This window comes from Massilia sp. SYSU DXS3249, from assembly GCF_053668055.1.
This window is the reverse complement of record NZ_JBSIPX010000024.1, coordinates 15,674-28,488: the sequence shown is the minus strand read 5'-3', so window position 1 is coordinate 28,488 and position 12,815 is coordinate 15,674. Positions and strand designations below refer to the sequence as shown.

At 64.4% G+C, this 12,815-nt stretch carries 11 protein-coding genes; 8 read left to right on the top strand and 3 right to left on the bottom strand.

Features of this window, described 5'->3' with window-relative positions; translation table 11 throughout:
• Window positions 1–107 precede the first annotated feature (107 nt).
• Both ACWCIA_RS21165 and ACWCIA_RS21160 read left to right on the top strand, forming a co-directional pair.
• Entirely contained in the window at window positions 108–1,022 is a 915-nt protein-coding gene (locus ACWCIA_RS21165) for a hypothetical protein (RefSeq protein ID WP_454166481.1), read from the top strand.
• A 349-nt stretch (window positions 1,023–1,371) separates the two neighbouring features.
• Window positions 1,372–3,063: a tyrosinase family protein gene (locus ACWCIA_RS21160; RefSeq protein WP_454166480.1), complete on the top strand. Its 1,692-nt coding sequence runs from the start codon at window positions 1,372–1,374 to the stop codon at window positions 3,061–3,063.
• A 78-nt stretch (window positions 3,064–3,141) separates the two neighbouring features.
• Here the strand turns inward: ACWCIA_RS21160 and hemB are convergent, their stop codons facing one another.
• Entirely contained in the window at window positions 3,142–4,155 is a 1,014-nt protein-coding gene (hemB, locus tag ACWCIA_RS21155) for a porphobilinogen synthase (protein ID WP_454166479.1), read from the bottom strand.
• Between the two features lie 48 nt (window positions 4,156–4,203).
• Complete coding sequence (gene yihA, locus ACWCIA_RS21150; protein ID WP_454166478.1) at window positions 4,204–4,923, bottom strand: ribosome biogenesis GTP-binding protein YihA/YsxC; 720 nt, start codon at window positions 4,921–4,923, stop codon at window positions 4,204–4,206.
• 153 nt (window positions 4,924–5,076) lie between these two features.
• Between yihA and ACWCIA_RS21145 the strand changes: the two genes are divergently transcribed.
• The 3 genes from ACWCIA_RS21145 to ccsB all read left to right on the top strand — a co-directional run bounded on the left by ACWCIA_RS21145 (window position 5,077) and on the right by ccsB (window position 9,236).
• A complete protein-coding gene (locus ACWCIA_RS21145; protein ID WP_454166477.1) occupies window positions 5,077–5,751 on the top strand; it encodes a c-type cytochrome in 675 nt (224 codons plus the stop codon).
• A 191-nt stretch (window positions 5,752–5,942) separates the two neighbouring features.
• Window positions 5,943–8,033: a cytochrome c biogenesis protein ResB gene (locus ACWCIA_RS21140; RefSeq protein ID WP_454166476.1), complete on the top strand. Its 2,091-nt coding sequence runs from the start codon at window positions 5,943–5,945 to the stop codon at window positions 8,031–8,033.
• A gap of 42 nt (window positions 8,034–8,075) precedes the next feature.
• Window positions 8,076–9,236 carry a c-type cytochrome biogenesis protein CcsB gene (ccsB, locus tag ACWCIA_RS21135; RefSeq protein WP_454166475.1) on the top strand — a complete coding sequence of 387 codons (1,161 nt, stop codon included), beginning with the start codon at window positions 8,076–8,078 and terminating at the stop codon, window positions 9,234–9,236.
• Between the two features lie 54 nt (window positions 9,237–9,290).
• On the opposite strand, the gene ACWCIA_RS21130 is transcribed toward ccsB, so the two are convergent.
• Window positions 9,291–9,830, bottom strand: coding sequence for a hypothetical protein (locus ACWCIA_RS21130; protein ID WP_454166474.1), 540 nt, complete (start codon window positions 9,828–9,830; stop codon window positions 9,291–9,293).
• 198 nt (window positions 9,831–10,028) lie between these two features.
• Here ACWCIA_RS21130 and ACWCIA_RS21125 point away from each other — a divergent pair, with 198 nt between their 5' ends.
• From ACWCIA_RS21125 to msrP, 3 genes are all read left to right on the top strand, one after another.
• Window positions 10,029–10,460 carry a DUF2231 domain-containing protein gene (locus ACWCIA_RS21125; RefSeq protein WP_454166473.1) on the top strand — a complete coding sequence of 144 codons (432 nt, stop codon included), beginning with the start codon at window positions 10,029–10,031 and terminating at the stop codon, window positions 10,458–10,460.
• Window positions 10,457–11,749 carry a PQQ-dependent sugar dehydrogenase gene (locus tag ACWCIA_RS21120; RefSeq protein WP_454166472.1) on the top strand — a complete coding sequence of 431 codons (1,293 nt, stop codon included), beginning with the start codon at window positions 10,457–10,459 and terminating at the stop codon, window positions 11,747–11,749. Before ACWCIA_RS21125 ends, ACWCIA_RS21120 begins: the two co-directional genes overlap by 4 nt.
• Before the next feature lie 82 nt (window positions 11,750–11,831).
• Complete coding sequence (gene msrP / locus ACWCIA_RS21115; protein WP_454166471.1) at window positions 11,832–12,815, top strand: protein-methionine-sulfoxide reductase catalytic subunit MsrP; 984 nt, start codon at window positions 11,832–11,834, stop codon at window positions 12,813–12,815.

Below are 12,815 nucleotides of genomic sequence, written 5' to 3'. Positions count from 1 at the left end.
ATTAGCAGAGCAGGCGGGTAAGCTTCGGTAAAGGTGAAGTGCGGAAGAGACCCAAACCGGGTAGACTTCCGCACTGGCCGCCTTTGCCGACTTTCCAGGAAGTGCTATTGAACTTGCGTGACGATCCCCATACCTGCACGAACGAAAGCGATGTCTGCGCACATTGCGGGCAGCCCCTGCCCGTACGCACCGTGCTCCAGTATGGCGAGCGCCGCACCAGCCGCACCGGCCTGGCCGTCACCATCGGGCTGCACCTGCTGCTGGTAGCCCTGTATTTCTGGCAGCCGGAACGCACCGAAAAGCGGGCCGCGCCGCCGGCCGGCGCAGAAGTCGTCTACGTCGCGCCGCTGTCGAAGCCGTCCCCGCCGCCGCCGCAAAAGTCGGCCGTCCGCAAGCCCACCGAACCGACGAAGAACGCACCGCGCACGCGGCCGACGACGCCGCCCGTGGAACGCCTGCCCGACACCATCACCGTGCCCGACGAAAAACCGGTCGAGGTCGCCAAGGCCGAGCCGGTGCAGGAAGCCAAACGCGAGGAAGTGGCGCCCGAAATGGACATGGCGGACTTCATCGCCAAGCGCCGCCAGGCACGCGGCGCCCGCGACCCCAGCACGACGACTGAGGAAAGCGAGGCCGCGCGCGGCACCCGCAATGCGCTGGCCAACATCGCCGCCATCAACAGCCGCGGGCGCGACGACGCCAATGAGTCCGGCGGCATCTTCTCGGTCTCGAACAAGACCTTCCACAGCATGGACCTGAAGTTCCGCGGCTGGAACCCGAACTTCAAGCGCCGCTGGCTGACCGCGGTGACGGTGGAGCAGGGCAGCGAGCCGGATGTCGAGACGGCCGTGGTCAAGAAGATGATCGAACTGATCCGCCGCGAAAAGACCGGCGACTTCGACTGGGACTCGCACCGCCTGGGCCGCGTCGTCAAGATGAGCGCGCGGCCGCAGGATACGGACGAGCTGCATGCCTTCCTGATGAAGGAAATGTTCCCGGAATACAGGGCGCCTGCGCGGTAGGGTGGGCACCCCGTGCCCACGCGGAACGTTGCACAGTGGTAGCGCTTCGTAAAGTGGACGGCTGTGCCGTCCACGCGGTCAACCATCGCATGACGAGTCGCGATTCGGTAAACGTGCGTTGAACGCGTGGACGGGAGACCCGTCCACCCTACCTTCTTTTCCCTCGGCAATACCTCCGGCACCCGGCAAGCGGCCATTGATCAGCTCGTTTGCGTTTTGCCATTAACACGCTATACGGACGAGCTAGGCTGAGCTGTGTGCCCCAGATTGGTGCGTACCAGCGACCGGTTTTACAGGGGCAACGATCCTGGATTGTTCCAGGCCCAACTGAACGCAACCGGAGCACGTCATGACCCACCAGTCAGATTCGGCTTTCAATCCCGCACGCCGCACTACCCTCAAAACGGCAGGCCTCGCTCTCGGCGCCGGCATGCTGCCGCTCGCTGCATTCGCGCAGAAACCAGTCAAACCGCCGCAATACCGCCGCTACAATGCCTCCTCGAAAATGGGCAAGCGCATGCTCAGGAGCTATGCCAGGGCCGTGCGCGCGATGCTCGAGCTGCCGCCCGAAGATCCGCGCAACTGGTATCGCCACGCGATCGTCCACACGCTCGACTGCCCGCACGGCAACTGGTGGTTCCTGCCCTGGCACCGCGGCTATCTCGGCTGGTTCGAGCAGATCTGCCGCGAGCTGAGCCACGATCCGCACTTCGCGCTGCCGTACTGGGACTGGACCGCCGAGCCGCGCATCCCGGACGACATGTTCGACGACGTGCTCGATCCGAATCACCCGGCCTACATCCCGACGGCCGACAACTTCGAGCGCCGCATGGCCGGCGCGATCGCCAATTCCGGCTACTGGACCTCGCCTGGCGGCGTCTTCAGCCGCAATTCGCAGTTCGGGCAACTGCTGGCACGCAGCGTGCGCTTCGACGCCGACCTGATGTTCGACATCCTGCACGACCCGTCCGGGCGCCTGTTCTTCGAGCAGCCGAATGCGCGCGGCATCCGCCGCGAGCGGCCGGGATTCAATGTGTCGACCAGCGACTCGGTCTCGATCGCCACCGTGCGCGCTGCCCTCGACGCGCGCGACTTCCCGACCTTCGGCAGCCCGAAGAGCGCCAACCACGCCACCTCGGCCGGTTTCGGCATCCTCGAGGCGCGCCCGCACAATTCCGTGCACCGCTGCGTCGGCTCGCGCGACTGCAATTTCGTCGAGACGGCCGGCTTCATGGCGGACATGCTGTCGCCGGTCGACCCGATTTTCTTCCTGCACCACGGGAACATGGACCGGCTGTGGGACGTGTGGACGCGCAAGCAGACCCTGCTCGGCCTGCCGACCGCGCCGGCCGGCGCCGAGCTGCGCACCGACCTGCCGGACGACCAGAAATCGGCCGCCGAGCGCGCCACCGATTACTACCGCTGGGCGCGCGAACCCCTGCTGTTCTTCGTCGACAGCCGCGGCCAGCCGGTCAAGCAAACGCGCAACGGCGACTACGAATCGATGGCCGCATTCGGCTACGACTACGAGCCGGGATCGGGAGAAGAAGTCGTCACCGGGTCGAGCGGCACCTCCCGCCAGCGGCCGGCGACGCGGCGCGTCTACGGCGGCAAGGTGCTCAACCGCCACGTGCAAGGCCGGCAGCCGGCCACGGGAACGGTCCAGCTGCCCGCGGGGACGGTCGAAGAGGCGGCCGGCAGCGGCACCCACCTGGTCGCCAACGTCACGCTGAACTTCCCGCAGCTGTGCCGCGACGCGTATGTCGTCCTCCTCAACGGCCCGGACGATCCCGCCCAGGTGGAGGAGGGCAGCCCGTTCTACCTGGCGACGATCACCATGTTCGGGCACCGCACCAGCGGCGCGTTGTCGTTCGCGCTGCCGCTGGGCGACAAGCTGCAACAATCAGGCAGGATGCAGCCGATGGCGGGCGACGGGTCGGTCCGGCTGCGGGTGGTGTCGATGCACGCGATGATGGGGCACCATCACATGATGGACGAGGGAGAAGTGGAGCTGGTGGGGGTGAACATCGAGGCGTATTGATGCGGTGTTCGTGATGAAACATTGAGGCGAAAAAAAACCGTGCTTCGCGCACGGTTTTTTCACGAGCAAGACGAACTCTTACGCGCCCGCTTTCAGTTTGCGCGCGATATCCAGCGCAAAATACGTCAGCACGCCGTCAGCGCCCGCGCGCTTGAACGCCATCATCGATTCCATCATGACCTTGTCGTGATCCAGCCAGCCGTTCTGGGCGGCGGCCTTGATCATCGCGTATTCGCCGCTGACCTGGTAGGCGAAGGTCGGCACCTTGAATTCGTCCTTCACGCGGCGCACCACGTCGAGGTAGGGCATGCCCGGCTTGACCATCACCATGTCGGCACCCTCGGCGATGTCGAGGCCGACTTCGCGCAAGGCTTCGTCGCTGTTGGCCGGGTCCATCTGGTAGGTGTTTTTATCTGCCTTGCCGAGGTTGGCGGCCGAGCCGACGGCGTCGCGGAAGGGGCCGTAGAAGGCCGAGGCGTATTTCGCAGAATAGGCCATGATGCGGGTGTGGATGAAGCCGCGCGCTTCCAGCGCATTGCGGATCACGCCGATGCGCCCGTCCATCATGTCCGAAGGGGCCACCACGTCCACGCCGGCCTCGGCATGGGTCAGCGCCTGGCGCACCAGCATGTCGATGGTTTTCTCGTTGACGATGTAGCCGTTCTCGTCGGGCAGGCCATCCTGGCCGTGGGTCGTGTAGGGGTCGAGCGCGATGTCGGTCAGCAGGCCCAGTTGCGGGAAGCGCTGCTTGAGCGCCTTGACTGCGCGCGGCACCAGGCCGTCCGGATTCGTGGCTTCGACGCCGTCATAGGTTTTCAGCGAGGCGTCGATGACCGGGAACAGCGCCAGCACCGGGATCCCGAGCGCCACGCATTCTTCGGCCACGGCCATCAGGTTGTCCACCGAGACGCGCTCCACGCCCGGCATCGAGGCCACCTGCTGGCGCTGGTTCTCGCCGTCGAGGATGAAGACCGGATAGATCAGGTCGGATGCGGTGACCGTGTTTTCGCGCATCAGGGCGCGCGAGAACGGGTCGCGGCGCATGCGGCGCATGCGGGTGGCGGGATACATGGCGGAGGTAATCGGGGTCATCGAATTCGCTTTCTTTTCAGGGAAATCGCTGCAGAGGAATCGCTGGGCTTACTCTTCATCGCCCGCGGCATCGCCGCCGGGCAGGTCGCCGGCAACGTCATCGTCGCGGTCCAGGCCGACCAGCTGCTGGATCTTGGCGTCCGCTTCCTCGATGCCGATGCGTTTCAAGGCCGAGAACAGCTGCACCGTGAACGGGAAACCTTCGCCATCCTCGTCGACATAGCTCTCCAGCACGCCTTTCGCCTCGCGCAGCACATTGGCCTGCTCGTTGCGGTTGAGCTTGTCGGCCTTGGTCAGGATGCAGTGGATCGGTTTGCCGGTCGGCGCGAACCATTCCAGCATCTGCACGTCGAGGTCGGTGAAGGGACGGCGCGAATCCATGATCAGCACCAGCGCGGCCAGCTGTTCGCGCCGCTGCACATAGTCGCCCAGCAGTTTTTGCCAGTGCAGCTTGGCATTGCCCGACACCTCCGCGTAGCCATAGCCCGGCAAGTCCACCAGCAGGGCGCGGATTTCCTCGACGATGGTCGGGTCCTTGCGGTGCTGGCCGACGTGGGCGCCGCCGATCGAAAAATAATTGATGTGCTGGGTGCGGCCAGGGGTCTTGGACGCGAACGCCAGGCCCTTCTGGTTCGTCAAAATATTAATCGCGGTCGACTTGCCCGCGTTGGAACGGCCGGCGAAGGCGATCTCGGGCACCACGGTGTTGGGGAGATCGCGCAGCTGGTTGACGGTCGTGAAGAAGCGGGCTTGCCAGAGTTTGGACATGGGGAAGAGGTGAAAAAGGCAATGAAATGAAGCAATAGGGAAACAAAGCTATTGTACAATAAGGGGTTATCAAGTGTTGCGAGGTCCTCCCGGAGACCTGTTATACCAGCTGTATTTACAATAATTTGTTGTCGACTTTTTCAGGGTGCTCGAATGAATCGTGTGTCTGTATCGACCGCTAGCGCGGTGTTCGTGAAATCGTTGTTGGTTGCAACCCTGGCCTTGTCCACTGCCGCCGGCGCCGCCGAAGCGCAGCGTCCCGCCAAACCCGATCCCGCCAAAGGCGCCACCCTGTACGAAGGCGGCGACACCGCCCGTGGCCTGCCGGCCTGCCTGTCCTGCCACGGCGCCAACGGCAACTCGACCATCGCGGCAAACCCCAAGCTGTCGAACCAGATCGAAGCCTACACCCACAAGCAACTGGTCGACTTCACGACGCCGCAACGCGTCAACCCGGTCATGACCACCTACGCCAAGATGCTCACCGACGAGGAAAAGCGCAACGTCGCCGCCTACCTCGCCGTGCAGAAGGTCAAGCCGGGCGCGGCGAAGAACAAGGACACGGTCGAACTGGGCCGCAAGATCTACCGCGGCGGCATCGCCGAGAAGGGCGTCGCCGCCTGCGCCAGCTGCCACGGCGCCAACGGCAGCGGCATTCCGGTACAGTATCCGCGCCTGGCAGGCCAGCTGCAGGACTATACTGTGGCCCAGCTGGTCGCCTTCCGCACCGGCGCACGCAACAACAGCCCGCAAATGACGACCCTGTCCCAGCGCCTGTCGGATGCCGAGATGAAGGCCGTGGCCGACTACATCGCCGGCTTGCGCTGACAAAGCCACATGGCTGCGTTGCTTTCGTCTCGCCGTACTAGCGTACTGTCTTCGACGAAGCGCCTTGCCCTGTGGCTTTGTCAGAGGCTAACGAGTCATTGAAGAACAAAGAAAGGGCGGCAGCGGAAGCTGGCGCCCTTTTTGCTGCAAGCCTGCGGCGCACCCCGCCGCACGAGGAAGTTGCCAGAGAAATGAGCACCACCGGAATTGAATTGAACACGCGCCGCCGCTGGGTGGCCGAAGCGGTCGAGCTGGTGTCGTCGATGCGGTTCGCCATCAGCCTGCTGGTGCTGCTGTCGATTGCCGCCATCATCGGCACCGTGGTGCGCCAGAGCGACATCATGCCGAACTACGTGAACCAGTTCGGACCCTTCTGGTACGAAACCTTCCGCAAGTTCGGCGTCTACACGGTCTACACCAGTTGGTGGTTCCTCGCCATCCTGCTGGTGCTGATCATCTCGACCGCCCTGTGCGTGATCCGCAACGCCCCGAAGATGGTGCGCGACATGCGCAGCTGGCGCGACCACGTGCGCGAAGACTCGCTGCGCAATTTCCACCACAAGAACGAATGGACGGCCCCGATAGACGCGGCGGCCTTGGCAGCGCAGAGCGCGGCACGCCTGGGCCACGCCGGCTACAAGGTCAAAATCGTCGAGAAGGAACACGGCATCCTGGTGGCGGCGAAGAAGGGCGCCGGCAACAAGTTCGGCTATATCTTCGCGCACACGGCCATCATCGTGATCCTGCTGGGCGGCATGCTCGATTCCGAGCTGCCCATCCGCGTGCAGCAATGGTTCTTCGGCAAGACGCCCTACATGGGCGGCGGCCTGATCAGCGAAGTGCCGGCCCAGCACCGCCTGAGCGTGGCCAACCCCACCTATCGCGGCAACATCCTGCTGGCCGAAGGCCAGACCGGGCAGACCGCCACCATCGCGCAGGCCAGCGGCTCGCTGCTGCAGGAACTGCCGTTCGCGATCGAACTGAAAAAATTCCATATCGATTTCTACTCGACCGGCATGCCGAAGCTGTTTGCCAGCGACGTCATCGTGCACGACCGCGCGGAAAATAAAACCTTCCCGGCCACGATCAAGGTCAACCAGCCGCTGATCTACAAGGGCGTCGCCGTCTACCAGTCGAGCTTCGAGGACGGCGGCAGCCGGCTGAAACTGACCGGCTTCCCGATGGCCGGCAAGCTCGACGACGCGTTCGAGATCGCCGGCGAAGTCAACGGCGCCACCGAACTGAAGGCGGCGGGCACCACCTTCTCGGTCGAGTGGACGGGCTTCCGTCCCTTCAACGTCGAGAACACGGCCGGCAACGACCCGCGTGCCGTTACGAAAGGGCAGTCGTTCAACGAGCAGTTCGCCGCCACACTTGGTAAAGCGTCCGGCGCGGCCGCGAAACTGGACGCGAACAAGGACCTGAAAAACGTCGGCCCGAGCGTGCAATACAAGCTGCGCGACCAGACCGGCCAGGCGCGCGAATTCATGAACTACATGCAGCCTGTGCTGCTCGACGGTGCCCAGGTCTATCTCGCCGGCGTGCGCGATACCCCGGCCGAATCCTTCCGCTTCCTTCGCATTCCCGCCGACGATAAGCACGGCGTGCGCGAATGGATGCGCCTGCGCGCGGCGCTGGCCGACCCGCAACTGCGTGCCGAGGCGGCGCGCCGGTATGCGGCGCGCGCCGTGTCGCCCGGCCAGCAGGCCCAGCCGGGCTTTACCGACCAGCTGCGCGAGTCGGCCGAGCGCACCCTTGCCATGTTCGCCGGCGACGGCACCCCGGGCGGCTTCGTTGCGGTGGCACAGTTCCTGGAAAAGATCCCCGCGGCCGAGCAGGAAAAGGCGGCGGGCGTCTTCATCAAGATGCTCAACGGCGTCCTGTGGGACCTGTGGCAGGCCGCACGCGCACGCGACGGCGAGGCCCCGGTCGAAGGCAACGACACGCAAGCGCGCTTCCTGCAGCTGGCGACCAATGCGCTCTCGGACAGCTTCTTCTACGGCGCCCCGGTCTACCTGCAGTTGGAAGAATTCAACGAGATCAAGGCCTCGGTGCTGCAGGTGACACGCTCGCCGGGCAAGAAGATCGTCTACCTCGGCTGCGTGCTGCTGATCGCCGGCATCTTCGCGATGTTCTACATCCGCGAGCGGCGCCTGTGGGTCTGGGTGCGCAAGGAAGGCGAGGGCGCGCATGCCTTGATGGCGATGAGCACCCAGCGCAAGACGCTGGACTTCGAGAAAGAATTCGCCGAGCTGGCAGCCAAGCTGCCGCAATCGGCGTAAGCTGGCAGGCGCTGGCGCAACAAAAAAGTATTGGAGACGAGCATGGAAGCATCCCGACCGAACCCTGGGGCGATCTACAAGGAGACGCCCGGCTATTTCCGCCGCCTGAACGCGATCGACTGGATTTTTGGCGCCGGCCTGCTGGCCGCGGCGCTGTTCGCCCTGAACCGCTACGCCGCCTACATGGACGGCTACGAGCGCGCGATCCTGCTGCTCAGCGCGCCCACCTTCGCCGCCCTCGGCTGGCACTGGAAGCCGGTGCGCTGGCTGATGCCGCTCATTGCCGCGCTGTCGCTGTGGGCGGTGTCGCTCTACGACGGCTCGCTGGCCGCGGCCGAGCAGAAATTCGTCCTGAAGTACATGCTGTCGAGCCAGTCCGCCATCCTGTGGATGAGCGCGCTGTTCGTGTTCTCGACCGTGTTCTACTGGATCGGCCTGCTGTCCCGCTCGGGCACCGGCGGCGCGCTCGGCTCGCGCCTGTGCTGGGCCGCGGTCGTGATGGGCTTTACGGGGATGATGGTGCGATGGTTCGAGTCCTACCTGATCGGGCCGGACATCGGCCACATCCCGGTGTCGAACCTGTATGAGGTGTTCATCCTGTTTGCGCTGATCACGGCCCTGTTCTACCTGTATTACGAAGAGCACTACGCCACGCGCCAGCTGGGCGCCTTTGTCCTGCTGATCATCGGCGCGGCCGTCGCCTTCCTGCTCTGGTACACGGTCTCGCGCGACGCGGCCACCATCCAGCCGCTGGTGCCGGCCCTGCAAAGCTGGTGGATGAAGATCCACGTGCCGGCCAACTTCATCGGCTACGGCACCTTCGCGCTGGCCGCCATGGTCGGCACGGCCTACCTGCTGAAGTCCCACGGCATCCTGGCCGACCGCATCCCGAGCCTGGAAGTGCTGGACGACGTGATGTACAAGTCGATTTCCGTCGGCTTCGCCTTCTTCACGGTCGCCACCATTTTAGGGGCGCTGTGGGCGGCCGAAGCCTGGGGCGGCTACTGGTCATGGGACCCGAAGGAGACCTGGGCGCTGATCGTCTGGCTCAACTACGCGGCCTGGCTGCACATGCGCCTGATGTCCGGCCTGCGCGGCCGCGTGGCGGCCTGGTGGGCGGTGGTGGGCCTGCTGGTGACGACCTTCGCCTTCATCGGCGTGAACATGTTCCTGTCGGGCCTGCACTCCTACGGGGAGTTATAAGTATTGATTGGGCTTTCTCCCGGCGCGCTGTTGCGTGCCGGGAGACGCCTCTTTTCAGCGCTTGTCCCTGCTGATCGCCTGTACCAGCTTGAACGCTTCGTGCTCGACCATCGGTTCCGCCGCCGCCAGTTCCTTGCTCGCCAGGACATAGGCGGCGCGCTTGCGCTCTTTCTTCTCTTCCGGTGCGACGGCAGGCGTCGCGCCCGGCATCATCAGTTGCGGGCCGCTGTTGTACTTGTTGTGGATGACTTTCTTGCCGTACGGGGTGTTGTAGAAGCGGGTCATCTCGGTCGCCGTGTCGAAGGAAATGACGCGCGTCAGCGAGGGCGCCAGGCGCTGGTGCACCTCCGCAGGCGCAATCTTGTCGATCTTCGCGAACACCGCCTGGCGCTGCGCTGCGCTCGGATAGCGGCTGCGGCCGGCGACACCGCGCAAGACGTTTTCAGCCTTCATCGCGCCCAGCAGGTCCTGCACGGCTTTTACGTGCGCGGGACCGGATACCGCGGCCTGGGCCACGGTCGGCTGGGTTGCTGCATGGGCAGAGGCGGCGAAGGCCAGCGAGAGGCCGATGACGGCGTGGACTGCAAATTTCATAGATTTCCTTTTTATTAAGTAACATCCCGCTTCTGAGTATATCCGCTTGGCAATGGCGTGAATCTCACCAATTGTTCCGATGCGAGATCTATATGCTCGAGCCCGTGTCGGAATGTCAGACCTGACCGGCCTGTGCGCCAGCTCGTTTGGATAGGCGATATGATTTGATTAACTAAAATCACAATCGAGGGCCATTCCATGTCAACTTCCGTTACGGCCAACCCGGCCTATCGAACCGCGCCGGGTCCGCTCCACGCGATCCTGCTCGCCGGTACCGTGCCGCTCTTCCTGGGGGCATTGCTGAGCGATATCGCCTACTACCAGAGCTATCAAATCCAGTGGAGCAACTTCGCGTCCTGGCTGATTGCGGGCGCCTTGCTGTTTTGCGGGCTGGCGCTGTTGTTTGCGCTCGTGAACCTGATGCGTGCGCCGCGCAAGGCGGGGCAACCGCTGGTGTACTTCGTGCTGCTGTTGGCGACCTTTGTGCTGGGCTTGATCAACGCCTTTCAGCATGCGAAGGACGCCTGGGCCGTCATGCCCGCCGGCCTGGTGCTGTCAATCATCGTGACCCTGCTGGCCTGCGTAGCGGCATGGATGGGACTGGGCGCGCGTACGGGAGGTGTGAAATGAAACGCTTGAACTCACTGGCCCTGATCAGCCTGGCCTTGCTGGCCAGCGCCTGTTCCAACGAAGGCAACGGCACGATCGCTTACGGCGCGGACCCGAAACTGCCGGCGCCGGAACGCGGCCTGCTGCCCAAGATGAAGATTGCGGAACCGACTGCCTGGGGCGACCAGAAGCCGACCGTGCCCAAGGGATACGCCATTAGCGCGATCGCGACCGACCTGAAAATCCCGCGCCAGAGCCTGGTCCTGCCGAATGGCGACATCCTGGTGGCGGAAGGCCGTGGCGGCAGCGCGGCCAAGCTGAAACCGAAGGATGTGATCGCCGGCTACATCAAGGCCAAGGGCAATACCAAGGTCAAGGGCGGCAACCGCCTGATCTTGCTGCGCGATGCCGACGGCGACGGCGTCTACGAACTCAAAACCGTCTTCGCGGAAAACCTGAACGCTCCCTACGGCCTGGCCTTCGCCAACAATACGCTGTACGTCGCCAACCAGGACGAACTGGTCAGCTTCGCCTACCAGACCGGCCAGACCCGGGCCGGCGGCCCGCCGAAGAGCATCACCAAGTTGCCGTCCGAGATCAACCACCACTGGACCAAGGCCATGACGATCAGCCCCGACGGGCGCTTCGTCTACGTCGGCATCGGCTCCAACAGCAACATCACCGAGCGCGGCATGGAAGCGGAGGTCGACCGCGCCATGGTGTGGCAGATCGACGTCCAGACCGGCGCCTACAAGCCGTATGCGACCGGCCTGCGCAATCCGACGGCCCTGGCGATGCATCCTGAGACTGGGCAACTGTGGTCGGTCGTGAACGAGCGCGACGAACTGGGGCCGGACCTGGTGCCGGATTACCTGACCTCGGTGCGCGAAGGCGGCTTCTACGGCTGGCCCTACAGCTACTGGGGCCAGAACGTCGATCCGCGCGTCAAGCCGGGGGACCCGAAAAAGGTCGCCGCCGCCATCAAGCCGGACTATAGCCTGGGTTCGCACGTGGCCGCGCTGGGCCTGGACTTTTCCAAGCCCTCCATGGGCGCCGCCTTTGCCCAGGGCGCCTTCGTCGGCGAGCACGGCAGCTGGAACCGCGAGCAACCTGTCGGCTACAAGGTGATCTTCGTGCCTTTCGCGAACGGCCGTCCCTCTGGCGAACCGGTCGATTTCGTGACCGGCTTCCGCGATGGCGAGGGTAAAACCCGTGGCCGTCCGGTAGGCGTCACGGTCGACCCGCGCGGCGCGCTCATCGTCGCGGACGACCTGGCGAACACCGTGTGGCGGGTGACGCCGGCGCGCTGATGCCGGGCATCGCTCCAGGCTGCGCGGCAAGGCAATTTGACGAAATCGTGTATCGTAAGGCTTCAACAGCCTGGAGCCAGCAATGCTGATCAAACCCTCCCGCGACGGCGTGAACCCGCCGTCGCCTTCCGAAATCACGCCGCGCGAGGTATACGAAGAGCGGCGCAAGTTCATCGCCAAAATGGCGGCCGGCGCCGCCGTCGGCAGCGCGCTGTGGGAGATGGCCAACCGCGAAGCCTTCGCCCAAGCCCCGGCGGGCGGCCAGAAGCTGGCCGCGCGCGCCAACCCGGCCCTGTCCACGACCGAGCCGCGCACCCCCTTCAAGGACGCGACCAACTACAACAACTACTATGAATTCGGGCTCGACAAGGGCGACCCGGCCGACAACGCGCACACGCTGAAAACGCGTCCCTGGACCGTGCTGGTCGACGGCGAAGTCAAAAAGCCAGTGCGCCTCGATATCGACAGCCTGATCAAGCTGGCGCCGCTCGAGGAGCGCGTCTACCGCCTGCGCTGCGTCGAGGGCTGGTCGATGGTGATTCCCTGGGTCGGCTATTCTCTGTCGAACCTGATCAAACATGTCGAACCGACGGGCAATGCCAAATTTGTCGAATTCACGACCCTGGCCGACCCGAAGCAGATGCCGGGCCTGCGCTCGGGCGTACTCGACTGGCCCTACGTGGAAGGCCTGCGCATCGACGAAGCCATGCATCCGCTGGCCCTGCTCACCGTCGGCATGTACGGCCAGGTGCTGCCGAACCAGAACGGCGCGCCGGTGCGCCTGGTCGTGCCCTGGAAGTACGGCTTCAAGTCGGCCAAGTCGATCGTGCGCATCCGTTTTACGAGCCAGCAGCCGAAAACGGCCTGGAACGTGTCGGCGCCCTCGGAGTACGGTTTTTACTCGAACGTGAACCCGAAGGTCGACCACCCGCGCTGGTCGCAGGCGACCGAACGCCGCATCGGCGAGGACGGTTTCTTCAAGCGCAAGCGCGACACGCTGATGTTCAACGGCTATCCCGAAGTCGCCTCGCTGTACGCGGGTATGGACCTGAAAAAGTTCTTCTGA

Coding starts and splice junctions, on each gene's coding strand:
- ACWCIA_RS21160 (WP_454166480.1), top strand. CDS start 1,372: ATGACCCACCAGTCAGATTCGGCTTTCAATCCCGCACGCCGCACTACC.
- ACWCIA_RS21145 (WP_454166477.1), top strand. CDS start 5,077: ATGAATCGTGTGTCTGTATCGACCGCTAGCGCGGTGTTCGTGAAATCG.
- ACWCIA_RS21120 (WP_454166472.1), top strand. CDS start 10,457: ATGAAACGCTTGAACTCACTGGCCCTGATCAGCCTGGCCTTGCTGGCC.
- yihA (WP_454166478.1), bottom strand. CDS start 4,923: ATGTCCAAACTCTGGCAAGCCCGCTTCTTCACGACCGTCAACCAGCTG.
- hemB (WP_454166479.1), bottom strand. CDS start 4,155: ATGACCCCGATTACCTCCGCCATGTATCCCGCCACCCGCATGCGCCGC.
- ccsB (WP_454166475.1), top strand. CDS start 8,076: ATGGAAGCATCCCGACCGAACCCTGGGGCGATCTACAAGGAGACGCCC.
- ACWCIA_RS21125 (WP_454166473.1), top strand. CDS start 10,029: ATGTCAACTTCCGTTACGGCCAACCCGGCCTATCGAACCGCGCCGGGT.
- ACWCIA_RS21140 (WP_454166476.1), top strand. CDS start 5,943: ATGAGCACCACCGGAATTGAATTGAACACGCGCCGCCGCTGGGTGGCC.
- ACWCIA_RS21130 (WP_454166474.1), bottom strand. CDS start 9,830: ATGAAATTTGCAGTCCACGCCGTCATCGGCCTCTCGCTGGCCTTCGCC.
- msrP (WP_454166471.1), top strand. CDS start 11,832: ATGCTGATCAAACCCTCCCGCGACGGCGTGAACCCGCCGTCGCCTTCC.